Genomic DNA, 25,607 nt, shown 5'->3' on the forward strand with positions numbered 1-25,607 from the left:
AGGAGAGTGAGCCGATGAACACGATGGAGCGGATTCTTCGCCTGATGGCCGAACGCAAGGCCTCCGACATCTACCTATCGGCCAACTCCCCTGCGCAGATCCGCATCAATGGCAACTGCATGCCGATCAATGCGCAGATCCTGCCGCCCGAAGCGCCACTGAGCCTGCTGGCCGAGGTGGTGCACGAGAGCCGCATCGCCGAACTGGAACGCACCGGCGAGCTCAACACGGCGATCGCGCTCGAAGGCGCAGGCAACTTCCGAATCAGCGCGATGCGCCAGCGCGGCACCTATGCCGTGGTGGTGCGGCACATCGCCTCGGTCATTCCGGCCTTCGAGGACCTGAACCTGCCCGAGATCCTCAAGACGCTGGTGATGGAAAAGCGCGGCCTGATCCTCATGGTCGGCTCCACCGGCGCCGGCAAGAGCACCACGCTGGCCTCGATGCTCGACTACCGCAATGAGAACGCCACCGGCCACATCCTGACGGTCGAGGAACCGATCGAATTCACCTTCACCAACAAGAAGTCGCTGGTGAACCAGCGCGACGTCGGCAGCGACACGCAGTCGCTGCAGATCGCGCTCAAGAACGCGCTGCGACAGGCGCCCGACGTGATCCAGATCGGCGAAATCCGCGATCGCGAGACGATGACCGCCGCGATCGCCTATGCCCAGTCGGGCCATCTCTGCGTGGCCACGCTGCACGCCAACAACAGCTATCGCGCGCTGAATCGCGTCCTGAGCTTCTATCCGGTGGAAGTACGTCCCACGCTCCTCGGCGACCTCAGCGGCGCCCTGCGCGCGGTCGTCGCCCAGCGCCTGCTGCGCACACCCAACGGGGCGCGCGTGCCGGCCCTCGAAGTGATGCTCAACACCACGCTGATCGCCGAACACATCGCCAAGGGCGACTTCACCGCGGTCAAGGAAGCCATGGAGCAATCGATGGCCGAAGGGTCGCAGACCTTCGAGGAAGACATCGCCCGGCTGATCACCGAAAATCTCGTCACCCGCGAAGAAGGCTTGGCGCAATCCGATTCGCCGACCAACCTGATGTGGCGCCTGCAGAACCGCAAGGCGCCGACCACGCACAACGAAGAACGCTCCTTCCTCGAACAGGTCGAGGAACCCACCTTCACGGACATCACGCTCGACGTGCGTCTGTGAGCCACTCGCCCTTTCGATGTCCCGAACGCTCCAGCTTGCCGAACAACTGATTTCCCGGCCCTCGGTCACCCCTGACGATGCGGGGTGCCAGGGGATTCTTGGCGAGCGACTGGCGCGGCTGGGCTTCAGCCTCGAGACCATCGAAAGCGGGCCGGCGGATTTCCGGGTGACCAATCTCTGGGCGGTGCGCACCGGTACGGCCGGCGCTGAAAGCCGGACCATCGCCTTCGCCGGCCACACCGACGTGGTCCCGACCGGCCCGCTCGAACAGTGGACCAGCCACCCTTTCACCCCGACGCACCGCGACGGCAAGCTCTACGGGCGCGGCGCGTGCGACATGAAGACATCGCTCGCGGCCTTCGTCGTCGCCATCGAGGAATTCCTCGCCACCACGCCAGACCCACGGCTTTCGCTCGCCCTGCTGCTGACCAGCGACGAGGAAGGGCCCGGCGTTGACGGCACGGTGGTCGTCTGCAACGCGCTCGCCGCTCGAGGTGAACGCATCGACTACTGCATCGTCGGCGAACCGACGGCAGTCGAGCGCTGCGGCGACATGATCAAGAACGGCCGCCGAGGCACGATGAGCGGCAAGCTCACCGTGAAGGGCGTGCAGGGCCACATCGCCTACCCGCACCTCGCGAAGAATCCGGTGCATTCGTTCGCGCCAGCCCTGGCCGAACTGGTCGCGATCAACGACGCCGGTGGCTGGGATGCCGGCAATGAGTATTTCCAGCCAACGAGCTGGCAGATCAGCAACATCCACGCAGGCACCGGCGCCAGCAACGTGATTCCGGGTTCGGCGGTCATCGACTTCAATTTCCGTTTCTCGACCGAATCGACGCCGGAATCGCTGCAGCAGCGCGTTCATCAAGTGCTCGACTCTCATGGGCTGGACTTCACGCTCGCCTGGACTGTCGGTGGCCTGCCCTTCCTGACCAAGCCCGGCGAATTGGTCGAGGCGGTCCAGAAGGCGATCCGCGACGAGACCGGCATCGAGACCGAACTCTCGACCAGTGGCGGCACCAGTGACGCGCGGTTCATCGCCAAGATCTGCAAGCAGGTCGTGGAACTGGGTCCGACCAACGCCAGCATCCACAAGATCGACGAGCACATCGCGGTCGCGGAAATCGAGCCCCTCAAGAACATCTATCGCCGCACGCTGGACAGGCTCGAAGCGCTGCTTCACGTATGAGCACAGTGATCCAACTCGTCGAGGCCGGCGCGAAGCAGTTGGCCGACGCCGGCGTTTCCTTCGGCCACGGCACGACCAATGCCTTTGACGAGGCGGCGTGGCTGGTGCTCTGGCGTCTTGGCCTGCCGCTCGATGACCTCGATGGCGCCGCGGAGCGTCCGGTCGCGCCGGCCGATGCGGTCCGCGTCGCGGCACTGTTCGATCAGCGCATCCAGACGCGCAAGCCCGCGGCGTACCTGACCAAGGAAGCATGGCTCCAGGGCGTGTCCTTCTACGTCGACGAGCGCGCGATCGTGCCGCGCAGCTTCATCGCCGAACTTCTCGCCGATGGTTCCATCGATCCATGGCTCAGCGACCGGACGCACAAGGTGCTCGACCTGTGCACCGGCAATGGCAGCCTCGCGGTTCTCGCGGCCATGACCTATCCCGATGTCTCGGTCGATGCCGCCGACATCTCGAGTGAAGCGCTCGAGGTCGCGGCGATCAACGTCACGCGCCACCAACTCGATGCGCGCATCACCCTGCTCCAATCCGACGGCCTCGCTTCGGTGCGCGGGCCCTATGACCTCGTCCTCTGCAATCCGCCTTACGTGAACGCGCAAAGCATGAGCGAGCTTCCGGCCGAATTCCGCGCCGAGCCCGAACTGGCCCTCGCCGGCGGTACCGATGGCATGGACTTCATCCGCCGGCTCTTCGCCGATGCGCCCGCCAGGATGAGCGAGTCCGCCGTGCTGGTGCTTGAAATCGGCAACGAGCGCGCGCATTTCGAAGCGGCCTTTCCGCGGCTCGAAGTGGTGTGGCTCCCAACGAGCGCCGGCGATGACCAGGTGCTGCTGGTCCCGCGCGAATCCCTGTTGTAGATATTCCCCGGCCCGCCGCGATGGCGGGCGATTCCATGATCACCCTCAAGAACGTCATCCTGCGCCGCAGCGCCAAAGTGCTGCTCGACGGCGCCAGCGTCACCATCAACCCCGGCGAGAAGGTCGGGCTGGTGGGACGCAACGGTGCGGGCAAGTCGACCTTGTTCGCGCTCTTCAACGGCACGCTGCATGAAGACGGCGGCGACTTCTCGATACCGAAGCAATGGCGCATGGCGCAGGTCGCGCAGAACATGCCCGAGACCGACGAATCGGCGACCGATTTCGTCGTCACCGGCGATACGCGCCTGGTCGAGTTGCGCGAGGCGCTCGCCACCGCGGAAGCCGGGCACGAGGCCGACCCGGACGACGCCGAGCTGGGCATGGCCCTCGCCCACGCCTACACCGATCTCGCCGACGCCGGCGAGCACGACGCAGTGCCCCGCGCACAGGCGCTGATCCTTGGGCTGGGCTTCAAGCCGCATGAGCTCGACCAGCCAGTGAACAGCTTTTCGGGCGGCTGGCGCATGCGCCTGCAGCTTGCGCGCGCGCTGATGTGCCCAAGCGACCTGCTCTTGCTCGACGAGCCCACCAACCACCTGGACCTGGACGCCCTCGTCTGGCTCGAAGCGTGGCTGCAGAAATATGCCGGCACGATGATCGTGATCAGCCACGACCGCGAGTTCCTCGACGCCGTGACCGATGTGACGCTGCACATCGAACATGCCCGCCTCAACCGCTACGGCGGCAACTACAGCGCCTTCGAGACGCTGCGCGCACAACAGCTGGAGCTTCAGCAAGCCGCCTACGCCAAGCAGCAGGACAAGATCGCGCACCTGCAGAAGTTCATCGACCGGTTCAAGGCCAAGGCCAGCAAGGCCAAGCAGGCGCAAAGCCGGGTCAAGGCGCTCGAGCGCATGGAAAAGGTCGCGCCGCTGCTGGCTGAAGCCGATTTCAGCTTCGAGTTCAAGGAGCCGGGCAACATCCCGAATCCGATGCTGACGATCAGCGACGGGAGCTTCGGCTACCAGTCCGAGGACGAGCCGACCAAGATCATCCTGCGCGGCGTGAACCGGTCGGTGCTGGCCGGCCAGCGCATCGGCATCCTGGGGGCCAACGGCCAGGGCAAATCGACGCTGGTCAAGACCATTGCGCGCGAAATGGGCGCGCTGGCCGGCACGATCACCGAGGGCAAGGGCCTCAACATCGGCTACTTCGCGCAGCAGGAGCTCGACGTGCTCCGGCCGACAGACACGCCGCTCGAACACATGGTCCGCCTGGCCCGTGAACTCGGCGCGGCGGCCAGGGAGCGCACCGGCGAGCAGGACCTGCGCGGCTATCTCGGCAGCTTCAACTTCAGCGGCGACATGGTGAAGCAGCCGGTCGGCACGATGAGCGGCGGCGAAAAGGCGCGGCTGGTGCTCGCGATGATGGTCTGGCAGCGACCCAACCTGCTGCTGCTCGACGAGCCGACCAACCACCTCGATCTCGCGACGCGCGAAGCACTGGCGGTGGCGCTCAACGAATTCGAAGGGACGCTCATGCTGGTCAGCCACGATCGGGCACTGCTGCGTTCGGTCTGCGACGAGTTCTGGCTCGTCGGTCGGGGCGTGGTGAGTGACTTCGACGGCGATCTGGATGACTACCAGCGCTATCTGCTGGAGGAAGCCCGGCGCCTGCGCGAGGAAGCCAAGGCGGCGATGACTGCGGTGGCGGTCGAGCCCGTACCTGTCGTGCAAGAGGCGCCCGCGTCCGGAAAGGGCCAGCGTCGGCAGGATGCTCAAGACCGGCAGCAGCGCAACGAGCGCGCCAAGCCGCTCAAGCGGGAACTCGCCCAGATCGACCAGCGGCTGGCCGACGCCGGCGTCGAAAAGACCGCCATCGAGGCGCGTCTGGCACAACCACTGCCCGCACCCGAGATCGCCGAAGCTGGCAAGCGCCTGAAGGCGCTGAACGACGAGATCGAGCAACTCGAGGAACGCTGGCTGGACCTGTCCGATCAGCTCGAAGCGCTCGCCTGACTCTGATAAGGTCTGGGGACATGCCGTCCTCCGTCGAACTTGCACAGGGCGATCCCGAGCTGATCGCTGCCATCCGTCGCAGCCGCCGTCTGCTCAGCCGCAAGGCAATGATGGCCGCCGCGGTGGGCGCCGTGCCGGTGCCGGGCCTCGACTGGGCGGCTGACGCCACATTGCTGTCGCGGGTCGTCCCGCAGATCAGCGCCGAGTTCGGTCTTTCCGTCACTCAGCTCGAACGACTCGCTCCCTATGACCGCGAGCGTATCCAGAAGGCCGCCGGCGCCGTCGGCGCGCTGCTGGTCGGCCGGCTGGTGACACGCGAATTGCTGATCAAGCTCGCGCGCCATGCCGGCGTCAAGCTCACCGCCCAGCAGGCCGCAAAGTACGTTCCCATCGTCGGGCAGGCCGTTTCGGCCACGCTGAGCTACGCCGCACTGCGCTCGCTCGGCGAACTGCACATCAAGGACTGCGTCAAGGTGGCGCAGTCCGTCCGCCACCTGCTCCCTCCGCCGATCGCTGAGACCGAGCCGCGCCCCGAAGCTCGGCGCGCGCCACGGCTTGGCGGCGTTTGGCGCCGGCTGGGGCTGCGCCAGGGCAATTGAGCCATTTATCCCTGCTGACCTGTTGGACTAGCACGACAGCGGAAAGAGCGCAATTGAGCGAACGGGAGATAATGCCGAGGCTCACGAGAAATTTTCTATAGTTTTTCCGCGATCAAACACGGAGGGGCGGAAGATGAATGAGACAGATCTTGCAGCGTCGGTAGAACGATTGATGGCTCGGGTCGACTACTACCTGCATTGCGAACTCGACGAGGAATACGACCATGACAGGCCGGACACTGCTCGCCGCCTGCTTGAAGCCGCGCTGCGACAGGAACTGATCCGCGCCAGCGCCGTCGGCCTCGTTTCCAGCATGTCGGGGTCCCGACAACCATCGATGCACGACAACGACGCTCCTGCGTAGCTCACATCTGAAAAGGCCGCCTCCGCGGCCTTTTTGTTGGCCCGGGCGGACCCGGATTTGGGCGCTTCGCGATCCCGGTGTAAGCTGGCCGCGTGAAACGACACCTCCCCCTCATTGCCCTCGCCTGCTTCGCTTTGCTGGCGCCCGAGATCGCCGCGGCGGCGACGTCATCGAACAAATCGCGGTCCTGCAATTGGGACCGACAGACGGGCCGCATGATCTGCAAGCGGCGTGCGCCTTCGCCGAGTACCCCGGAAACGCCGCCCAAGCCGCAGCAGGACAATCCGCCAGCGACCGGCTCGTCTTCGTAGAGCGGGGAATGATCCGAAAAGAAAAATGCCTGCTAGCGATATCTCGATAGCAGGCATCTCCTGTTGTGCGCGCTTGAATGGTAGGACGTACTGGATTCGAACCAGTGACCAACGGATTAAAAGTCCGCTGCTCTACCAACTGAGCTAACGTCCCCTTCCTGTTCAGGCATCTTTGCCGGCGTCGAATCCGACAAAGCCAGAGATTATAGCGTGCTGATTCTGGCAATCCTGTCCAGAACCCACCCGGCGGCGCATTGACCGAAGGTCGCCGTGACGCTGACGACCGATCCATAGCCATGGCAGTTGAGCGACCCGTCGCCCGCGACCGCGCACGAGGCATCGGGGGGCGCCACGCTCTCACGGCTGAACACACAGGCGACACCGATCTTCCGGCCTTCGCGCGGCGCGCCGTGTTCCTTGCGCAGTCGTTGGCGCAACTGCGCGAGCAAGGGGTCATGCGTCACCAGCGAAAGGTCGTCGATGTCGACCTTGTGCGCCAGACGCTTGCCCCCCGCCGCGCCCACCGTGATGAAGCCGGCCTTGGTGGCGCGAGCCCAGGCCGCCATCGCCACCTTGGCCCGCACCTGATCGCAGGCATCGATGACTGCTGCCGGCACGCCGTGCGCTTCGCGTGCATTGGCAAGCAACGCCTCCCAGTTTCCCGGCTCCACGAATTCGTCGATCGCCAACACCTCGCACGAAGGGTTGATCTGCGCGATGCGCTCCCGCATCGCTTCGACCTTGGCCTGCCCGATCGTTGCGTCGAGCGCATGGATCTGGCGGTTGATGTTCGATTCGGCGATGTGGTCGAGGTCGATCAGCGTCAGTCGCCCGACCCCGCTTCGCGCGAGCGCTTCGACCGCCCATGAACCGACCCCGCCGATGCCGGCGACCATCACATGCGACGAACGGATCGCAGCCGCACCCGCGACGCCGTAGAGGCGCTCCAGCCCGCCAAAGCGGCGAGCCAGGTCCGCATCGTCCGAAGCAACGGCCGGCGTCATGATGTGGCGCGATGAAGGGCCGCGCTCAACGCAGCCGCGAAAGCCGCTCGCGTCCGGCCTGCGCGGCCTCGGATTGCGGGTAGGCCTTCGTCAGGTCCTCGAGCGTGCGCCGCGCCGCCTTCGTGTCCTTCAACTCGATCTGGCAGTTCGCGATCGACAGCACCGCCTCGGGCGCCTTCGCATGGTCGGGCGCGAGCGAAAGCATCGAGCGGAAGTTCGCGATGGCCTCGTTGTAGTTGCGGGTCGCGTACTGCGCGTTGCCAAGCCAGAACAGCGCCGAAGCGTTGTAACCACTCTGCGGATAGCGCTTCACGAAATCCGCGAAAGCGGTTTGCGCCTGCGCGAACTGCCCCGCACGGAAGACGCCCAGCGCCGCTTCGAAGTCCGCCTTCTCTCGCGGATCGGCATTGAATTCGCGTCCGTCGATCGCGACCTTCGAGGGCTCGTTCTTCTTGAGCTGGGTGTCGAGGTCGGTCTGGCGCTGCTGCATCTCGGAGAGCGACTTCGTGAGCTGCTCGTTCTGGCCCGTCATGCGGGCCAGGTCGCCGCGCATCTGCTCGATCTGGTTCTGCAGATCGAGCAGGCTGCGACGCAGCTGAGCGTTTTCGTCGGCACCTTGCGTGCGAATGGTCTCGACTCGCTGACGCAAGTCGAGAATCGCGCGCCGAGCCTCGTCGTCTTCGAAAAGAGCGGCCTGTGCGCCCAGCGAGGCGCACAGCAATGCGGCTGCGAGGGCGCTGCCTCGCAAGAAAGCACCGCGCATCATCATCAACGGTAGGTGATTTCGGCGCGGCGGTTCTGCGCCCAGACGTCCTCACCCGTGCCTTGAGCCGCCGGCTTTTCCTTGCCGAAGCTCACGGCCTCGATCTGGCTGTCGGACACGCCGAGCAGCACCAGCGCACGGCGCACGGCCTCGGAGCGCTTCTGGCCGAGGGCCAGGTTGTACTCGCGGCCGCCGCGTTCGTCGGTGTGGCCTTCGATCGAGACGCGGCGCTGCGGGTTCGCCTTCAGGAAGCGGGCATGGCCGTCGATCAGCGACTGGAATTCGGGCTTGACGGTGTAGCTGTCGAAGTCGAAATAGATGATCCGTGCCACACCGACCGGACCCTGCGCGGTTTGCGCATTCGGGTCGATCGTGACCGGAGCGACGCCGCTGGCCGCCCCACCCGAGCCCTGGCCGCCGCGGTCCGTCACCGGGGCTTCGTTGAGCTTCGTGCCCGACGAGCAGCCTGCGATGAGCGCGACGATGGCCAGCGAATAAATCGTACGTTTCAACATTTCGAACTCCTCAAGTTAATCATTGCTTTTGAAACGGACCCCAGTCCGGTTCGCGGATGTCTCCTGCCTGTCCTGCCAGGCGGGCTTTTATCTTTCCGTCCAGCGTCGTGGTCATCAGGGCCTCCCGGCCTTGAAGCTTCGTGGCGTAGACGATCAATTTGCTATTGGGCGCAAAACTGGGGCGCTCGTCGGCAGTGGTGTCGGTGATGGCCTGCGCGTTGCCGGACTGCAGATCCATCACATGGAGTTTGAATCCGCCGTTGACGCGCGAGATGTAGGCCAACCACCGCCCATCGCCGCTGATGGACGGAGAGATGTTGTAGGTGCCGTTGAAGGTCACGCGGGTCGGATTGCCACCGCTGGCACTCATCTTGTAAATCTGGGGCGCGCCCCCGCGATCGCTCACGAAGTAGATGGTGCTGCCATCCGCCGAGTACACCGGCTCGGTGTCGATGCTGTTGCTCTGCGTGAGACGGCGGGGCTCCCCGCCAGCGGAAGAGATCGTGTAGAGCTGCGAGCCGCCATCCCGGCTCAGCGTGACGGCGAGCGTGTTGCCATCGGGCGCCCAGGCCGGTGCGCTGTTGGAGCCGCGGAAATTGGCAACCAGGCGACGCTGACCGCTCGCGACGTTGTGCACGTAGACCACCGGCTTGCGCGATTCGAAGGACACGTAGGCGAGCTGCGTGCCATTGGAAGACCAGCGCGGCGAGATGATCGGCTCGGGGCTGGCGAGCGCGGCCTGCGCGTTCTCGCCATCGGCGTCGGCCACCCACAGGCTGTAGCGGCTGCCGCCCTTGGTGACGTAGGCGATGCGGGTCGAGAAGATGCCTTTCTCGCCGGTGAGTTTCTCGTAGACGTAGTCGGCGATGCGGTGCGAAGCGAGGCGCAGATCGCCCTGCGGCACGGTATAGCTCTGACCGCCGAGATCCTGGCCGCGAACCACATCCCAAAGGCGAAAGCTCACGGTGTAGCGGCCGTCTGGAAGGCGTGTCACGCTGCCTGCCACCAGGGAGTCGGCAGTGCGCTGGCGCCACAGGCTCAGGTCGGGACGGGAGTTCTCGTCGAGCGCCTGCCCCGAAGCGTCGACGCCACGGAACTGGCCGCTGCGCTCGAGGTCGGCCTGCACGATGGCGGAAATCTTCTGGGGCGAGCTGTCCTCACCCTTGAAGGGAACGAGCGCAATGGGCAGCTGCGTCAACCCCACGCCCGACACCTCGACCCGGAACTGGGCGAGTGCAGGAAGAACGGGGGAGGCAGCGAGAGCCGCAATCAAGGCGCGGCGAGCGAGGAACGATGAAGAAGGGGTTGGGGATAAGTCTTGCAACGGCTTTTTCATGCGGTTCGGAGAGATTTCCGAGGAATAAGTTTCCCGCCTCGGACCTGACGGGGTCACATGGTACACATTGCGATGCGGCCCAAGTCACAAAACGTGTACAAGAACCGGTCCGGTCCTACATGGAAGGCGCGAACGTAGAATGCGCCGCCATGCAACCCTCCCCCGCCGCCCCCGATGAGCGGCCCCCGCTGACGCGTCGACTCGCGCGATTGATGACCTGGTTCGGCGGTTCGCGCCAATGGTGGGCCATCGGATTCCTTACCGCCAGCATCGCCGCGCTGACCGAAGCGCTCATGCCCGCGCTCACGAAGCCCCTGCTCGACCGAGGCTTCACCAAGGGCCAACTGCAGCTCTGGATGGTGCCGGCGGCGATGATTTCGCTTTTCGCAGTCCGCGGGCTCGCGCAGTTCGCTTCGCAATACGCACTCTCGCGCATCGCGAATGAAGGCATGCAGCGGCTTCGCCGCATGCTCTTCCAGAAACTCATGGCGGCCGAGCTCGCATTGTTTTCGCGCCAGTCGGCCAGCGCGCTGTCCAACACCGTCATCTATGAAGTGCAGACCGGGGGGATGCTGCTGATACAGGCCCTGCTGGGGCTGTCACGCGATGGGCTCACCCTGATCGCGCTCGTGATCTACCTGCTCTACCTCAACTGGAAGCTCACGCTCATCATCTGCGCCATGGTGCCGGGTGTCGCGTGGATCATGAAGACGCTGTCGAAGCGCCTCTATCACCTGACGAAACTGGGTCAGCTCGCAACCGACGAGCTCGCCTATGTCGTCGAAGAAAACGTACTCGCCCATCGGGTCGTGCGCCTGCACAACGCCCAGGCGAGCCAGTTGGGCCGCTTCGAGCGCTTGAGCCACAGCGTCAATCGCCTGGCGCTGAAATCCACCATTGCTTCCGCCGCGATGACGCCGCTCACGCAGTTGCTAGCCGCCGTCGCGTTGTCCATCGTGGTGGTCATCGCGCTGTGGCAAAGCAGCGAACAAGGCCTGACGGTCGGCGGTTTCGTGGCCTACGTCGCCGCCATGGCGATGCTGATTGCGCCGATCCGTCGTCTTGCCGACGTGGCGAATCCGATCACCCGAGGACTTGCCGGGCTGGAGCGCGGCCTCGATCTGTTCGACACGGTCGGCCCCGAGAAGCAAGGCCAACACGAACTCGCGCGCGCCACGGGCCGCATCGAGCTTCGCAAGGCGCGCGTCAACTACCGCGGAAGCGACGAGGCACGTGCCCTCGACGATGTCGATCTGGCGATCGAGCCCGGCGAAGTGATCGCCTTCGTGGGACCCTCGGGTTCCGGCAAGACGACCCTCGTCAACCTCCTGCCGCGATTCGTGCTGCCGAGCGGCGGACAGATCCTGCTCGACGGCCTGGATGTCGCCGAATGGCAGCTCAAGAGCCTGCGCGCGCAGTTCGCCATGGTCAGCCAGGACGTCGTCATGCTCAACGACACGCTCGCGGCCAACGTGGCCCTCGGCGCCGAGATCGACCGCGACCGGATCGCCGAATGCGTCACGGCTGCCAACCTCGCGGCGCATGTCGAGAGCCTGCCCAACGGAATCGACACCGTGCTCGGCCATAACGCGACGCAGCTTTCCGGTGGACAGCGCCAGCGTCTCGCGATCGCGCGCGCCCTCTACAAGGACGCGCCGATCCTGCTGCTGGACGAGGCCACCTCGGCGCTCGACACCGAATCCGAACGCCTGGTGCAGGAGGCACTTCAACGCCTGATGCAAGGCCGCACCACGCTCATCGTCGCGCACCGCCTGTCAACCATCCAGCACGCCGACCGCATCGTGGTCATGGATCATGGCCGCATCGCGGAGCAAGGCAGCCACGCGCAGCTGATGGCTTTCGATGGGCTCTACGCAAGGCTGCAGCACCTGGCCATTCGAGGTGCTACCCCGGGCCAGGATCCGACGATCTAGAGCAGAACAATGTCGTACTGGCCCTGCCCCATCGCAGGCTCGGCCTGCAGCGAGATCGGCTTGCCGATGAAGTCGCTGAGCCCGGCCAGATGCTGGCTCTCCTCGTCGAGGAACAGCTCGATCACCTGTGGCGACGAGACAATGCGGAATTCGCGCGGGGTGAACTGGCGCGCCTCGCGCAGGATCTCGCGCAGCACGTCGTAAGCCACGCTGCGGGCGGTCTTCACGATCCCCTGTCCGCTGCATGCAAGGCACGGTTCGCACAGCATGTGCGCCAGCGACTCGCGCGTGCGCTTGCGCGTCATCTCCACCAATCCGAGTTGGGAGAACCCGCCCGCGGTCGTCTTCACGCGGTCACGCGCGAGCTGTTTGCGGAACTCGGCCAGCACCTGCTCGCGATGGTCGTCGCGGGCCATGTCGATGAAGTCGACGATGACGATGCCGCCCAGATTGCGCAACCGGAGCTGGCGCGCGATGGCCTGCGCAGCCTCGAGGTTGGTCTTGAAGATCGTGTCGTCGAAGTTGCGCGCCCCGACGAAGCCGCCGGTGTTCACGTCGACCGTCGTCAGCGCCTCGGTCTGATCGACCACCAGGTAGCCGCCGGACTTGAGATCGACGCGCCGTCCCAGCGCCTTGGCGATCTCCTCGTCGATCGAGTAGAGATCGAAGATCGGCCGCTCGCCCTTGTAGAGCTGCAGCTTGCCCGCTGCCTGCGGCATGAACTCGAGGCCGAACTTGAGCAGCGAATCGAACTGCTCGCGCGAATCGATGCGGATCGTCTGCGTGTCCTCGCTGGTCATGTCGCGCAGCACGCGCTGCAGGAGGCTCAGGTCCTGGTGCAGCAAGGACATCGGCGGCATGCGCGCCGACAGCTCGCGGATACGCGACCAGGTCTTGCGCAGGTAGGCGATGTCCTCGGCAAGCTCGGCATCGCTCGAATCCTCGCCGTTGGTCCGCAGAATGAAGCCGCCCGTGTTCGCGGGCACCACGCCACCGGCTTCCGCTGCCGCCGCGGCCTCGATCAGCACCTGCATGCGCGAGCGCAACGCATCGCGCAGATCGGGCGGAATCTTCTGCGAGACGCCGATATGGTTGTCTTGCGGGAGAAACACCAGCAGCCGGCCCGCGATGCTGATCTGCGTTGACAGCCGTGCGCCTTTGGTGCCGATCGGATCCTTGATGACCTGCACCAGCAGCGACTGCCCCTCGAACACCTGCTTCTCGATCGGGACCATCCCACCGGCATTGCGATGGTCACGGTCCGTCAGGATCGCGCTTGGCCGCGAGCCCGGCGTGAACGGCGCCACGATATCCGCCACATGCAGGAAGGCGGTGCGGTCGAGGCCGATGTCGATGAAGGCGGACTGCATGCCCGGCAGCACCCGCGACACCTTGCCCAGATAGACGTTGCCGACCAGCCCACGCTCGAGCGTGCGCTCCAGGTGGAGTTCCTGGACCGCGCCGTGCTCCACCACCGCAACGCGGGTCTCTTGCGGCGACCAGTTGATCAGGATGTCTTGCATCTGTTGTCTAAAGCCTGAACCCCGCCTGGCGCAGTAACCGGGCGGTCTCGAACATCGGGAGGCCCATGATGCCCGAATGCGAGCCGCTGATGTGTTCGATGAATGCGGCCGCACGACCCTGGATGGCGTACGCACCGGCTTTTCCGAGCGGCTCGCCCGTCGCGACGTAGGCGGCGATCCGATCGGCATCGATCGGCGCGAAGCGCACATGGGACACATTGAGCAACGTCCACCGCTCTGCACCATGCTGCAGCGCGATCGCGGTCATCACGCGGTGGGTGTGGCCGGAAAGCATCGAGAGCATCCGCCCGGCATCCGCGGCGTCCTCCGGCTTGCCGAGGATCGTCCGCCCGAGCGCCACGGTCGTATCGGCGCACAGGATCGGCGCACGCGGCAGGCTGCGCTGCTCCCAGCGCGCCACGGCCGCGTCCAGCTTCAGTGCGGTCACCCTCTGGACGTAGGCCGTCGGCGATTCGCCCGGGAGTACCGCCTCGAGCGCTTCGGCATCTTCGTCCGGCAGGGCAAGCAGCAACTCATGCTTGACGCCCAACTGGCCGAGCAGCTGGGCGCGTCGCGGACTCTGCGACGCGAGATAGATGAATTCGGGGGTCATTCGCGGTGGTAGGGATGACCGGCATTGATCGACCAGGCTCGATAGAGCTGTTCGACGAGCAACACCCGAGCCATCGCATGCGGCAGCGTGAGGTCGGAAAGCCTGATGCGCTCGTGCGCCGCCGCCTTGAATGCGGGGTCGAGTCCGTCGGGCCCGCCAATCACCAGGGCGACGTCGTCGCCCTCGCCCTGCCATGCCTGCAGCCGGGCGGCCAGCGCCTTGGTGGTGAGCGAGGTCCCTCGTTCGTCGAGCACGACGATGCGCATGCCCTTGGCGATGGCGGCTTCGATGCGCTCGCGCTCGGCGGCGTAGAGCGTCTCCAGGGTCTTGGAGCCGCGCGGCTCGGTCTTGACCGCACGCAGCTCGAGCTTGAGCTCGGGTGGAAAGCGCTTGGCGTAATCGTCCCAGGCGGTCTGCGCCCAGTCGGGCACACGCTGCCCGACTGCGACCACCAGGAGTTTCATGACCGGGCGGACGTGGTCTTGCGCGCCGCCTTCTTCGCCGGTGCCGCTTTCTTCGCCGCAACCTTCTTGGCTGGCGCCTTCACGACGACGGTCTTGGCCGGCTTCGGTGCCGCGGCCTTCTTTGCGGGCGCCTTCTTTGCGGCAGTCTTCTTGGCATCCGGCCTCTTCCCGGCGAGCTCCGCGGTACGGGCTGCCGTCTTGGCAGCGCTGGAACGCCGCAGCGACGTGTTCTTCGCGGCTGGAACCTTGTCAGCCTCTTCTGATGCCCTCACCGCCATCGGCTTGGTCGCGCCGAGCTTGGTGCGCACCGGCTTGTCACCCCAGATTTCCTCGAGGTGATAGTACTGGCGGATCGCCGGCTGCATGATGTGCGCGACCGCGGAGCCACAGTCCACGATGATCCACTCGCCGTTGGCTTCCCCTTCGACGCGCGGCTTGTTGAAGCCCGCCTCGCGCACCGCGTCGAGCACGCTCGCTGCAAGCGCCTTGGTCTGGCGATTGGAGGTTCCGGAAGCGACGATCACGCGCTCGAAGAGCGGGGAAAGATGCTCGGTATCGAAAACCTGGATGTCCTGCGCCTTGACGTCCTCGAGGCCATCGATGATGGCCCTCTGGAGTTTCTGCGTGTCTTTCTTGGCGGCGGCTTCAGTTCTCATCAGGCGGATCGGTAGAGGTGGTGTTGTTCAATATAGCGTGCAACCGCCGGCGGAACCAGTTGGCGAAGATCCTCCCCCCGCATGGCGCGCGCGCGGATGTCGGTCGCGCTGATGTCCATCGGAGGGAGCTGGAGCTTTTCGAAGTGGGCGCCGGGCGGCACGGGAGGCAGCGATGATGGATCGAACTGCACGTCAGAGCCCGTGGGTAGTGCGCGGTATGCTACGGAAATTATAGCGATCGAAAGAATCTCCTCCCAGCCGTGCCAGTGGTGCAGGGAGTTGGCCTGGTCGGCGCCCATGATGAGCACGAGCTGCGCGCCGGGCAATTCATGTTGCAGTTCGCGCAACGTGTCGAGCGTGTAGGTCGGGCCAGGTCGAAGGATCTCGCGCGGATCGACGCTGGTGCCGGCCAGATCGCCGAAGGCAAGTCGCGACATGGCGAGGCGATGCTCAGGCGCGCTCAGCGGCCGGTCCTTGTGCCAGGCCTGCCCCGTGGGGAAGATGCGCAACTCCGCCAGGTCAAGCTGTGCGAGCGCGGCCTGCGCCATGGCCACGTGCGCGTTGTGGGGCGGATCGAACGCCCCGCCAAAAACTCCGATCCTCGGCTTCTTCAAAGCCATTCACGTCGCACGATGAAATCGCGGTACAGCGCCGCTTCGGGGCTGCCCGGCTCGGGCTCCTGCCGGTACGCCCAGCTTGCGAGCGGCGGCATCGACAGGAGGATCGATTCAGTGCGCCCGCCCGATTGCAGGCCGAAGTGCGTCCCGCGATCCCACACGAGGTTGAACTCGACGTAGCGGCCGCGCCGATATAGCTGGAAGCCCCGCTCGCGCTCCCCATAGAGCGTGTTGCGGCGGCGCTCGACGATCGGCAGGTAGGCCGGCAGGAAGGCGTCGCCGACAGAACGCAGCATCGCGAAGCTGCGTTCGAAACCGAGCTCGGAGAAATCGTCGAAGAAGATGCCGCCCACCCCTCGCTGCTCGTTGCGATGCTTGAGGAAGAAATAGTCATCGCACCACGCCTTGAAGCGGGAGTACTTGTCGTCGCCGAAAGGCGCGAGCGCGTCACGGCAGGTACGGTGGAAATGGACCGCATCCTCCTCGAACCCGTAGTACGGCGTCAGGTCCATGCCGCCGCCGAACCAGCAGACCGGCGGCGCATCGGCAGGGAGCGCGGCGAGCATCCGCACATTCATGTGCACCGTCGGCACGTACGGATTGCGCGGATGGAAGACCAGCGACACGCCCATGGCCTCGAACGGCGCGCCGGCCAACTCCGGCCGATGCTGGGTCGCCGATGGCGGCAGCTTCGGGCCGCGCACCTGCGAGAAGCCGCAGCCTGCGCGCTCGAAGAGCCCGCCCGCCTCCATGATGCAGGTCAGGCCGCTGCCTTGAAGCGGTTCGCCCGGGGCCTTGTGCCACTCGTCGCGCACGCATTGGCTGCCATCCGCCGATTCGATCGCGGAAACGATGCGCTGCTGCAGACCGCGCAGGTAGTCGCCCACCTCCTGCGGTCTGGCTTCGAGCGGGGTGGGTTCCATTCGACGCTCAGGCGCCGCGGGCATGAACCGCGCGGTGCCCGATGTCCTTGCGGTACTGCGCGCCGTCGAAGCCGATGCGCGCAGCCAACTCGTAGGCACGCTGCTGCGCCTGCTTGACGCTGTCGGCCAGCACGGTCACGCAGAGCACGCGGCCGCCGCTGGTCTTGAGCTCGCCGCCTTCCAGGGTGGTGCCGGCGTGGAAGACAACCGCATCGGAAGCTTCAGCCGGAATGCCCTGGATGCGATCCCCCTTGCGCGGCGACAGCGGATAGCCGTGCGCGGCCATCACCACCCCGAGCGCCACACGGCGATCCCATTCGAGCTCGACCTGATCCAGCGTGCCGTCGGTGGCGTGCCAGAAGACCTCGAACAGGTCGGACTTGAGTCGCAGCATGATGGGCTGCGTTTCCGGGTCGCCCATGCGGCAATTGAATTCGAGCGTCTTCGGGTGGCCCGCGGCGTCGATCATGAGCCCGGCGTAGAGGAAGCCGGTGTACGGGATGCCGTCCTTTTCCATGCCGCGGATCGTCGGCAGGATGATTTCGCGCATCGCCCGCGCATGCACTTCCGCAGTGACCACCGGCGCGGGCGAATAGGCGCCCATGCCGCCGGTGTTCGGCCCCTGGTCGCCATCGAGCAGACGCTTGTGATCCTGGCTGGTCGCCAGCGCGGTGACGTTCTTGCCGTCGCACAGCACGATGAAGCTCGCTTCCTCGCCCTGCAGGAACTCCTCGATGACGACGCGCGCGCCGCCTTCGTTGTGCGACACGCCGAACTTGTTGTCGAGCAGCATGAAGTCGATGGCTTCGTGCGCCTCGGCCAGGGTCGTCGCGACGACGACCCCCTTGCCCGCCGCGAGACCGTCGGCCTTGATCACGATCGGCGCGCCCTTGGCATCGACGTATGCATGCGCGGCGGCAGCGTCTGTGAACGACTCGTACTCGGCAGTGGGAATGCCGTGGCGTTTCATGAACGCCTTCGAGAAAGCCTTGGAGCTTTCGAGCTGCGCGGCGGCCTGGGTCGGACCGAAGATGCGCATGCCATGCGCGCGGAACTCGTCCACGACGCCGGCAGCCAACGGCGCCTCGGGGCCGACGACGGTCAGCGAGATCTTTTCCTTCTGCGCCCACTCGCGCAGCGCGGCAGGCGCCGAAACATCGACGCACTCGTAGCGTGCATCCCCGCGGGTGCCGCCATTGCCGGGTGCCACGTACACCTTGCTCACGCGCTGGGACTGCGCCAGCCGCCATGCCAGGGCGTGCTCCCGGCCCCCTCCCCCGATCACCAGTACTTTCATTCGCGTGCTTTCGTTCGCGCTTCCGTCAATCGGGCAGCGCAGCGTTGTGATAGACGTCCTGCACGTCGTCGAGGTCCTCCAGGACGTCGAGCAGCTTTTGCATCTTTGCGGCGTCGTCGCCGGCGAGCTCGATGGTGTTCTCGGCCCGCATCGTGACCTCCGCCACGTCGGGCGTGAGGCCCGCGGCCTCCAGCGCGTTCTTGACGGCTTCGAAATCGCCGGGCGCGGTCAGGACCTCGATCGCACCGTCGTCGTCGGCGATGACGTCCTCCGCACCCGCGTCGAGCGCCACTTCCATCACCTTGTCCTCGCTGGTGCCCGGCGCAAAGATGAGCTGACCGCAATGCTTGAACTGGAAGGCGACCGACCCCTCGGTGCCCATGTTGCCGCCGTGCTTGGTGAACGCGTGGCGCACCTCGGCCACGGTGCGCACCCGGTTGTCGGTCATGGTGTCGATGATGATCGCCGCGCCGCCGATGCCGTAGCCTTCGTAGCGGATTTCCTCGTAGTTCACGCCTTCGAGGTTGCCGGTGGCCTTGTCGATGTTGCGCTTGATGGTGTCGGCGGGCAGGTTGACCGCCTTGGCCTTGTCGACCGCCAGCCGCAGCCGCGGATTGGCGCTGAGATCACCGCCTCCGGCCTTGGCGGCAACCATGATTTCACGGATCGCACGGGTCCAGAGCTTGCCTCGCTTCTCGTCCTGGCGGCCTTTTCGATGCTGGATATTCGCCCATTTACTGTGTCCGGCCATGGCTCTAACTCTCGCTGTCTTGTGTTTTCAAAGCAAAGGGCGAGTTTACTGTCCGGCGCGCACGGCGCCCGGGCCGATGTGGGGGAACCGGATGCCTTTTTGGGATAATCGCCGCGCTGAAAGACGCACTCTTCCGAGCACCCTTGCTCCGGATCCATTCCAGCCCCTCTGCATGAAGATTCCTTCCATCACGTCCGAGCATGTCGAAACCTGCGACGTCCTAGTCATCGGCGGCGGCCCCGCTGGCGCAACGGCCGCGGCGGTGCTCGCCAGCGAGGGGCGCAAGGTGGTGATGGTCGAAAAGGCGCATCACCCCCGTTTCCACATCGGCGAATCGCTGCTGCCAGCCAACGTGGCCCTCTTCGACAGGCTGGGCGTGCGCGACCAGATCGAACGCATCGGCATGCCCAAGTTCGGCGTGGAATTCGTTTCGCCGGATCACGATCACACCGCACGCGTCGAATTTGCCGACGCCTGGGACAAGTCGATGCCCTATGCCTGGCAGGTGCGACGTTCCGAAATGGACGAGATCCTCTTTCGCAACGCCGCGGCGCGTGGCGCGGAAGCCGTCGAGGGCTGCCAGGTGCGCGAGGTCAGCTTCGACGCCGACGGCGCCGATGTGCAGGCGGTACTCGACGATGGGTCCCGTCGCCAGTGGCGGGCGCGCTTCGTGCTCGATTGCTCCGGCCGCGACACCTTTCTTTCGAACAAGCTCAAGGCCAAGCTGAAGAACCCGCGGCACAACAGCTCCGCGCTGTTCGGCCACTTCGTGAACGCCGAGCGACTCCCGGGCAAGCTCGAAGGCAACATCACCATCTTCTGGTTCGACCACGGCTGGTTCTGGTACATCCCCCTGGCCGACGGCACCACGAGTGTCGGTGCGGTCTGCTGGCCCTATTACCTCAAGTCGCGCAAGAAGCCGTTGCAGGAATTCTTCGCCGACACCATCGCCATGTGCGAACCATTGAAGCAGCGGCTGAAAGACGCCACGCTGGTGGACGACGCTGTCTACGCGACCGGCAACTATTCGTACACCAGCACCCATTGCAGCGGCGAGCGCTACCTGATGCTCGGCGACGCCTACGCCTTCATCGATCCGGTGTTCTCGTCGGGCGTCTACCTCGCGATGCACAGCGCCTTCGAGGGCGCCAAGGTCGTCGCCGCCACGCTGGACCAGCCCGCGAGGGCCGCCGCGGCGCGACAACGATTCGAGCGAGACATGCGCCACGGACCACGGGAGTTCTCGTGGTTCATCTTCCGCGTCACCAATCCGACGATGCGGGATTTCTTCATGTACCCGCAGAACCCCTTCCGCGTGAAGGAAGCCCTGCTGTCGCTGCTGGCCGGCGACATCCATGGCAAGACACCGATCTGGGGCTCGCTGCGGATCCTCAAGACCATTTATTTCTCCGTCTGCGCCGTGAATCCGCGCAGGTCGTGGAATGCCTGGCAGCGCCGCCGGCGGAACATTCGCGACCTCGGCCCGCTCGCCGGCGAAAACATCATCGGAACCAAGTGACAGCAAGAGAACCTCTCGGGGCGCCGCCCCTGCGCGTCGAGCGCCTTTCCCTGTCCGACAGCCTGTCACTCGCGGCCGGCGGATCCTCGCCGTTCGGCGCGCTCGGCTACGGCACGCCCGACGACCTGGCCTGGATGCCGACCGTCAACGCGCGCGTCCTGTCGGCGCGCGGCGCGATGGCGGACGTCTGGCATGCCAGCGAACACATCGAATCCGGCACCACCGGCGTAGTGCGGTGGCGATGCGACGGCCACTGGATGCTCGGCGCCATCGACCTCGACGAGGCGGTCGAGAAGCAGGGCCTGGCCGCCCTCTCCCAGCACGCGTACCACGACCTCTTCAAGGCGCTCGAGCAGACCGGGTGCACGCACCTGCTGCGCATCTGGAACTACCTGCCGCAGATCAACGGCGACGGCGGCGGCCTCGAGCGCTACCGGCAGTTCAATCTGGGCCGCCAGCAGGCGTTCGTCGAAGCCAATCAGGCCGCCTTCGAAGGCGCCCCGGCCGCGTGCGCGCTCGGAATTCATCAGGGCGCGCTGAGCATCCGCTTCCTGGCGGGCCGCAGCGCGCCGGTGCCGGTCGAGAACCCGCGACAGGTCTCGGCCTACCACTATCCCAAGACCTACGGGCCGCGCGCGCCGACGTTCTCCCGGGCGGCCCTTGCCGAGATCGGCGGTGGCGACGTTGCGCTGTTCATCTCCGGCACGGCGAGCATCATCGGGCACGAGACGGTCCACATCGGCGAGGTCCTGGCGCAGACGCAGGAAACCTTGCGCAACCTGCGCGCGGTGATCGCCGCAGCCAACGCGCGCACCACGGCCACCTTCGACCTCGCAGCGATCGACAGCGTCGTCTATGTGCGTCATGTGGCCGATGCACCGGTCGTGCGGCAGGTCATGGAAGAAGCCCTCGGCCCCGAGGCGCACACGCTGACCCACGCGGTGTTCCTCGAAGCCGACATCTGCCGCCAGGACCTGCTGGTCGAAATCGAAGCCCACGCGGTCGGACGCGGCGCGCTTCGCGGCTGAGGACGTCATTCACGCCATGAATCGGCTGCTTCACCTGGCACTTTCGATGGCGCTTGCGCTGCCGCTGTACGCGCTGCTCGCGCTGCTGGGTGTCATATCGCTCGTCTGGAACCTGATCGCGATGCTGCTCTATCCGCTGCTGCCGGCCGGAGCCGGTCGGACAGTGGGCCGCAGCGTCATCGCGCACGCGTACCGGGCCTTCTGGGCCTCGGCATCGCTGTGCGGCATGATGCGCATCGATGCAAGCTGCCTCGACACCCTGCGCAACGAGCGCGGCCTGATCATCGTCGCCAACCATCCCACCATGCTGGACGCCCTGCTGCTGGTGGCGAGACTGCCGCGCAGCGCCTGCATCATGAAGGCCGACCTGATGCGCAATGTCTTCCTGGGCGCAGGCGCACGGTTGGCACGCTACATCCGCAACGACTCGGCCCGCACCATGGTCAAGCTCGCAGTCGAGGACCTGCGCAGCGGCGGGCAGCTCGTGATCTTTCCCGAGGGAACGCGAACCGTGACGCCGCCGCTCAACGCGTTCCGGCCCGGCGTCACGCTGATCGCCAAGCTCGCGCAGTCGCCCATCCAGACGGTCTTCATCGACACTGATTCGCCCTATCTCGCCAAGGGCTGGCCGCTGTGGCGCGTGCCGCCTCTGCCCATCGTCTTCCGGCTGCGCCTTGGCCAGCGCTTTGCGCCCTCGCAGGACAGCGACGCACTGCTCAAGCAGCTCGAACAGTATTTCCGCCAATCCATGGAACAGCGCACTCCAGATGCGCAGCCCGCATGCCAGACGTCTCGCGCACCCACCTTGTCCTGATCCCCAGCTACAACACGGGTGAGCGCCTGTTCTCGACGGTCGAAGCGGCCCGCGCGCAGTGGAATCCGGTGTGGGTCGTGATCGACGGCAGCACCGACGGCACCGGCGAGCGGCTTCAGGCGATGGCGGCGTCCGACCCGGGCCTGCGCGTTTCGATCCTCCCCGACAACCAGGGCAAGGGTGCCGCCGTGCTGCACGGCTTGCGCGAGGCGCGCGCAGCCGGCTTCACGCACGTGCTGACCATGGATTCGGATGGCCAGCATCCTGCCGACCTGATCCCGGCCTTCATGAAGGCATCACAGGATCGCCCCGAGACGATGGTGCTCGGCCGCCCCGTCTTCGATGCGAGCGCGCCACTGCTGCGCGTGCGCGGCCGCCGCGTCTCGAACAGCTGGACGCAGCTCGAAACCCTGTTCGCCGGCATCGGCGATTCGCTGTACGGCTTCCGCGTCTATCCCCTCGCCGAGCTGATGTCGGTGATGGAAGCGCAACCCTGGATGCGCCGCTTCGACTTCGACACCGAGGCGGTGGTGCGGCTGGCATGGCGCGGCGTGAAGCCGGTCAATATCGATGCACCGGTGAAGTACCTCACGGCCGAGGAAGGCGGCGTGTCGCACTTCCGCTATGGGCGCGACAACGTTCTGCTGACGTGGATGCACACCCGGCTGGTGATCGAGTTCGTCTTCAGGCTGCCAGGGCTGCTATGGCGCCGGCTGCGCGGCGCACCGCCCTTCCAGGCTTGAGGCGAGCGTGACCCCGCCTGCTCAGGCGTTTTCGCGGGCCTGTGCGCGCGCGAAAGCCGGGCGGCCGGTCACCCGCTTCACATAGTTCTCGAGCAAGGGCGTGCGCTGCAGCATCGGGCTGCCGAGGAAGAGCGCGAAGGTGGTGCCGACGAGGATGTCGGCGGCGGAAAACTGCTCTCCCAGAAGGTATGGGCCGCGCTCCAGGGTGCGGTTCACATGGACCATGACTTCATCGGGATCAACCCACCCCGCCGTGCCGCGCGGCGGTGTCACGCCCATGAACTTGCCAACCCAGGCGGGTTCCATCACACCGGCGTAGTAGGCCAGCCAGGTCAGGTACGCCCCGCGAAGCGGCGAGCCCACCACCGGGCCGATGCCGGCCGCGGGAAACTTGTCGGTGAGATAGCAGGCGATCGCGCTGGACTCGAACACCAGCGCGCCGTCGTCCTCGATCGCGGGCACCTTGCCGTGGGGATGCGGGTTGGCGGGGTCGGCCGCACCGGTGCCATTGCCGCGGCGGATGTCGACCTTCCGGATCTCGTACGGGGCACCCAGTTCTTCGAGCAGAAAGATCATGCGCGAGGAGCGCGAGTTCGGTGCGTGGAAGAGCTTGATCATCGCCTGCCTTTCAGATTCAGATCATTCCGCCGTTGATCGAGATGATCTGCCCCGTGATGTAGGCAGCCTCGTCGCTGGCGAGGAAACCAGCCAGCGCGGCCACTTCCTCGGGCGTGCCGGCGCGTTTCGCCGGCACGAGCTGGTTGATCATCGCCGCGTCGAACACGCCATCGGCCATCGGCGAGGCAATGATGCCCGGCGCGATCGCGTTCACCGTCACACCGCGCGCCGCCACTTCCAGCGACAGGGACTTCGTCGCACTGTTGAGCGCTCCCTTCGCCGCTGCGTAGTTGACCTGCCCGCGATTGCCGGTCAGCGACGCAACCGAGGAGATGTTCAGGATGCGCCCCCAGCGCGTGCGCAGCATCGGCAGCAGCAGCGGCTGCGTCACTCGGAAGAATCCGTTGAGCGACACATCGATCACCTTGTGCCACTGCTCGGGCTGCATGCCCGGAAGCACCGCGTCGTCGTGCACGCCCGCGTTGTTGACGATGATCTGCACCGGCCCGTCCTTCAGCATGCGCTCGCACGCAGCGCGTGCTGCCTCGTCGCTGCGCAGGTCGAACACCACGCATTCGGCCTTGCCGCCGGCTGCGGCGATGGTGGCCGCAAGCTGCTCGACCGATTCGGGCCGCGAATTGGCATGCAGCAGCACGGTCGCGCCATCGCGGGCAAGGCGCTGCGCGATCGCGGCGCCGAGCGCGCCGCTGGCGCCGGTCACCAGCGCACGTTTTCCTGTGAGACTCATGGACTTCCTTCAGTTGGCAAGCGGTGTGTTGAGCACGACGACTGCGCGGCCTTCGGCGAGCGCCCGGCCCTGCCCGTCTTTCACCGCGAACTCGTAGAGGATCTGCGTCGCATCGCCGGAAACCCGTTCGGCGTGCACATGCAGGGCGCCGGCCACCTCGTCGATGCGCTCGACGGCCAGCCGCACGCCGCGCGCGCTCGCCAGGAAACCGGCCGAGGGTTCGCTGTCTTCCGGCGCCAGCAGGCCGCCATGCAACGCCATCGCCTGCGCCGCGTATTCGACGAGGTTCGGCGACAGCAGGCCGCTGGCGGTGCGCAGCGGATTGTCCGGGCGCGTGTGCGTGTTCGTCGTGCAGTGGATGCGGTTCGCATCCCACGACTCCAGGCGCTCCAGCAGGCACATCGTGCCGCTGTGCGGGATACGGCGGGCAATGCCGGCCTGGTCCATGGTTTGAGGTGCGGTCATCGGGAATCCTTGAGATCGGCCACCAGCAGCACGTTCGCGAAGGGCGTGCCTTCGCTCATCGGGATGCTGTCGACCGAGAAACCGAGGCGCTCGAGCAGCGCCTTCCAATCCTTGAGCGGCCGGCCCCAGGTGGGCGACACCTGGTGCCCCCGGATGCGCGTGACCGTGCGATCGACCCACTGGCTGATCGCAAAGCCTCGCCGGCTGTCCGCATCACCCACGCGCAGGAGCAGCCGTCCGCCCGGTTGCAGGGCATCGCGGACGCGGCGCAGAACGCCCTCCTGCGCATCGAGGTCGACGTAGTGCAGCACGTCGAGGATCACCACGAGGTCGCTGGCAGGCAGCTCCGTCGTGCACATGTCGCCGCACACGAAGCGGGGTGCCGGCCGCAGATGGCCCACGGACGCCTCGGCGCGCGCCACGTCCTTGGGCATCAGTTCGACGCCGGTGTAGCTTGCCGCGGCCGGCGTGGCAGGCCATGTCGACGGCCATTCGCCGGGCTGCGCCTGCATCGCGCTCATGGCCGAAAGAAGGCTCACGAACAGGCCTTGCCCGCAGCCGATGTCGACCACGCGTGCCCGGCCTTCGCCGATCAATCCGCGCTCGATCAGCCCGCGAAAGACAGGGTCGCGCCCGAGCTTGCCGCGCGCGAAGTGCCAGGCAAACTTGCCGGCCTTCTTGTAAGGGGCGCTCGCGCGCTCATGCAATCGACGCCACGCGGCGTCCGTGGAAATCTGGACACTCATGAAAGAACTCTGGGAGGTGCGGC

The 25,607-nt window shown here is 66.0% G+C and carries 27 protein-coding genes and 1 tRNA gene; 11 read left to right on the plus strand and 17 right to left on the minus strand.

The window, feature by feature from the left end; translation table 11 throughout:
* The first annotated feature begins 14 nt into the window (after positions 1-14).
* The 6 genes from BLW05_RS01855 (at position 15) to BLW05_RS01880 (ending at position 6,196) form a co-directional block, all read left to right on the plus strand.
* Entirely contained in the window at positions 15-1,163 is a 1,149-nt protein-coding gene (locus BLW05_RS01855; RefSeq protein ID WP_093158959.1) for a PilT/PilU family type 4a pilus ATPase, read from the plus strand.
* Between the two features lie 16 nt (positions 1,164-1,179).
* Positions 1,180-2,355, plus strand: a complete 1,176-nt coding sequence (dapE, locus tag BLW05_RS01860; protein WP_093158962.1) for a succinyl-diaminopimelate desuccinylase — start codon at positions 1,180-1,182, stop codon at positions 2,353-2,355.
* On the plus strand, positions 2,352-3,215 hold the full coding sequence (gene prmB / locus BLW05_RS01865) for a 50S ribosomal protein L3 N(5)-glutamine methyltransferase (protein WP_093158964.1): 864 nt from the start codon (positions 2,352-2,354) through the stop codon (positions 3,213-3,215). The genes dapE and prmB overlap by 4 nt, the downstream gene beginning before the upstream one ends.
* 35 nt (positions 3,216-3,250) lie before the next feature.
* A complete protein-coding gene (locus BLW05_RS01870) occupies positions 3,251-5,233 on the plus strand; it encodes an ABC-F family ATP-binding cassette domain-containing protein (RefSeq protein WP_093160383.1) in 1,983 nt (660 codons plus the stop codon).
* 20 nt (positions 5,234-5,253) lie between these two features.
* Complete coding sequence (locus BLW05_RS01875) at positions 5,254-5,832, plus strand: hypothetical protein (protein ID WP_256329967.1); 579 nt, start codon at positions 5,254-5,256, stop codon at positions 5,830-5,832.
* Between the two features lie 133 nt (positions 5,833-5,965).
* A complete protein-coding gene (locus BLW05_RS01880; RefSeq protein WP_143044758.1) occupies positions 5,966-6,196 on the plus strand; it encodes a hypothetical protein in 231 nt (76 codons plus the stop codon).
* Between the two features lie 389 nt (positions 6,197-6,585).
* Here BLW05_RS01880 and BLW05_RS01885 read toward each other — a convergent pair.
* The 5 genes from BLW05_RS01885 to tolB form a co-directional block, all read right to left on the minus strand.
* Positions 6,586-6,661 (minus strand) — tRNA-Lys (locus BLW05_RS01885).
* Between the two features lie 49 nt (positions 6,662-6,710).
* Positions 6,711-7,511 (minus strand): tRNA threonylcarbamoyladenosine dehydratase, encoded by an 801-nt coding sequence (locus BLW05_RS01890; protein WP_093158970.1) that lies wholly within the window; start codon positions 7,509-7,511, stop codon positions 6,711-6,713.
* A 25-nt stretch (positions 7,512-7,536) separates the two neighbouring features.
* Complete coding sequence (gene ybgF, locus BLW05_RS01895) at positions 7,537-8,274, minus strand: tol-pal system protein YbgF (protein ID WP_093160386.1); 738 nt, start codon at positions 8,272-8,274, stop codon at positions 7,537-7,539.
* A gap of 5 nt (positions 8,275-8,279) precedes the next feature.
* On the minus strand, positions 8,280-8,789 hold the full coding sequence (gene pal / locus BLW05_RS01900; protein ID WP_093158972.1) for a peptidoglycan-associated lipoprotein Pal: 510 nt from the start codon (positions 8,787-8,789) through the stop codon (positions 8,280-8,282).
* A gap of 19 nt (positions 8,790-8,808) precedes the next feature.
* Positions 8,809-10,125 carry a Tol-Pal system beta propeller repeat protein TolB gene (gene tolB / locus BLW05_RS01905; protein WP_177142534.1) on the minus strand — a complete coding sequence of 439 codons (1,317 nt, stop codon included), beginning with the start codon at positions 10,123-10,125 and terminating at the stop codon, positions 8,809-8,811.
* Between the two features lie 149 nt (positions 10,126-10,274).
* On the opposite strand from tolB, the gene msbA reads away from it, so the two are divergent.
* Entirely contained in the window at positions 10,275-12,059 is a 1,785-nt protein-coding gene (msbA, locus tag BLW05_RS01910) for a lipid A export permease/ATP-binding protein MsbA (RefSeq protein ID WP_093158977.1), read from the plus strand.
* On the opposite strand, the gene rng is transcribed toward msbA, so the two are convergent.
* From rng to BLW05_RS01950, 8 genes are read right to left on the minus strand one after another with little or no spacing between them, the layout of a single operon-like run.
* Positions 12,056-13,582 carry a ribonuclease G gene (gene rng / locus BLW05_RS01915; protein ID WP_093158981.1) on the minus strand — a complete coding sequence of 509 codons (1,527 nt, stop codon included), beginning with the start codon at positions 13,580-13,582 and terminating at the stop codon, positions 12,056-12,058. The genes msbA and rng overlap by 4 nt on opposite strands.
* Positions 13,583-13,589: 7 nt before the next feature.
* Complete coding sequence (locus tag BLW05_RS01920; RefSeq protein WP_093158983.1) at positions 13,590-14,195, minus strand: Maf family protein; 606 nt, start codon at positions 14,193-14,195, stop codon at positions 13,590-13,592.
* A complete protein-coding gene (rlmH, locus tag BLW05_RS01925) occupies positions 14,192-14,659 on the minus strand; it encodes a 23S rRNA (pseudouridine(1915)-N(3))-methyltransferase RlmH (RefSeq protein ID WP_093158986.1) in 468 nt (155 codons plus the stop codon). The genes BLW05_RS01920 and rlmH overlap by 4 nt, the downstream gene beginning before the upstream one ends.
* Complete coding sequence (gene rsfS / locus BLW05_RS01930; RefSeq protein ID WP_093158988.1) at positions 14,656-15,315, minus strand: ribosome silencing factor; 660 nt, start codon at positions 15,313-15,315, stop codon at positions 14,656-14,658. The genes rlmH and rsfS overlap by 4 nt, the downstream gene beginning before the upstream one ends.
* Positions 15,315-15,935, minus strand: coding sequence for a nicotinate (nicotinamide) nucleotide adenylyltransferase (gene nadD / locus BLW05_RS01935; protein ID WP_093158991.1), 621 nt, complete (start codon positions 15,933-15,935; stop codon positions 15,315-15,317). The genes rsfS and nadD overlap by 1 nt, the downstream gene beginning before the upstream one ends.
* The gene (hemF, locus tag BLW05_RS01940) at positions 15,926-16,855 is read right to left on the minus strand and encodes an oxygen-dependent coproporphyrinogen oxidase (RefSeq protein ID WP_093158994.1); all 930 of its coding nucleotides are present in this window, start codon (positions 16,853-16,855) and stop codon (positions 15,926-15,928) included. Before hemF ends, nadD begins: the two co-directional genes overlap by 10 nt.
* 7 nt (positions 16,856-16,862) lie before the next feature.
* Positions 16,863-18,152, minus strand: a complete 1,290-nt coding sequence (gene purD, locus BLW05_RS01945; protein ID WP_093158996.1) for a phosphoribosylamine--glycine ligase — start codon at positions 18,150-18,152, stop codon at positions 16,863-16,865.
* Positions 18,153-18,177: 25 nt separating this feature from the next.
* Positions 18,178-18,903 carry a YebC/PmpR family DNA-binding transcriptional regulator gene (locus BLW05_RS01950; RefSeq protein ID WP_093158999.1) on the minus strand — a complete coding sequence of 242 codons (726 nt, stop codon included), beginning with the start codon at positions 18,901-18,903 and terminating at the stop codon, positions 18,178-18,180.
* Positions 18,904-19,075: 172 nt separating this feature from the next.
* Here BLW05_RS01950 and BLW05_RS01955 point away from each other — a divergent pair, with 172 nt between their 5' ends.
* From BLW05_RS01955 to BLW05_RS01970, 4 genes are read left to right on the plus strand one after another with little or no spacing between them, the layout of a single operon-like run.
* On the plus strand, positions 19,076-20,422 hold the full coding sequence (locus BLW05_RS01955) for an NAD(P)/FAD-dependent oxidoreductase (RefSeq protein WP_093159001.1): 1,347 nt from the start codon (positions 19,076-19,078) through the stop codon (positions 20,420-20,422).
* Positions 20,419-21,450 (plus strand): chorismate transformation FkbO/Hyg5 family protein, encoded by a 1,032-nt coding sequence (locus BLW05_RS01960; RefSeq protein WP_093159004.1) that lies wholly within the window; start codon positions 20,419-20,421, stop codon positions 21,448-21,450. The genes BLW05_RS01955 and BLW05_RS01960 overlap by 4 nt, the downstream gene beginning before the upstream one ends.
* Before the next feature lie 16 nt (positions 21,451-21,466).
* Positions 21,467-22,264 (plus strand): lysophospholipid acyltransferase family protein, encoded by a 798-nt coding sequence (locus tag BLW05_RS01965; RefSeq protein ID WP_093159006.1) that lies wholly within the window; start codon positions 21,467-21,469, stop codon positions 22,262-22,264.
* Positions 22,231-23,007: a glycosyltransferase family 2 protein gene (locus BLW05_RS01970; protein WP_093159009.1), complete on the plus strand. Its 777-nt coding sequence runs from the start codon at positions 22,231-22,233 to the stop codon at positions 23,005-23,007. Before BLW05_RS01965 ends, BLW05_RS01970 begins: the two co-directional genes overlap by 34 nt.
* Before the next feature lie 21 nt (positions 23,008-23,028).
* On the opposite strand, the gene BLW05_RS01975 is transcribed toward BLW05_RS01970, so the two are convergent.
* Genes BLW05_RS01975 through BLW05_RS01990 form a run of 4 tightly spaced genes read right to left on the minus strand, consistent with a single transcriptional unit; the run spans position 23,029 to position 25,584 of the window.
* Positions 23,029-23,625 (minus strand): glutathione S-transferase family protein, encoded by a 597-nt coding sequence (locus BLW05_RS01975; protein ID WP_093159011.1) that lies wholly within the window; start codon positions 23,623-23,625, stop codon positions 23,029-23,031.
* 16 nt (positions 23,626-23,641) lie between these two features.
* The gene (gene fabG, locus BLW05_RS01980) at positions 23,642-24,373 is read right to left on the minus strand and encodes a 3-oxoacyl-ACP reductase FabG (RefSeq protein WP_093159014.1); all 732 of its coding nucleotides are present in this window, start codon (positions 24,371-24,373) and stop codon (positions 23,642-23,644) included.
* A gap of 9 nt (positions 24,374-24,382) precedes the next feature.
* Complete coding sequence (locus tag BLW05_RS01985) at positions 24,383-24,838, minus strand: hotdog family protein (protein ID WP_093159016.1); 456 nt, start codon at positions 24,836-24,838, stop codon at positions 24,383-24,385.
* Positions 24,835-25,584 carry a class I SAM-dependent methyltransferase gene (locus tag BLW05_RS01990; protein ID WP_093159019.1) on the minus strand — a complete coding sequence of 250 codons (750 nt, stop codon included), beginning with the start codon at positions 25,582-25,584 and terminating at the stop codon, positions 24,835-24,837. Before BLW05_RS01990 ends, BLW05_RS01985 begins: the two co-directional genes overlap by 4 nt.
* Positions 25,585-25,607 lie beyond the last annotated feature (23 nt).

The sequence above is a fragment of the Variovorax sp. YR216 genome, from assembly GCF_900107745.1.
Classification (GTDB): domain Bacteria; phylum Pseudomonadota; class Gammaproteobacteria; order Burkholderiales; family Burkholderiaceae_C; genus Variovorax.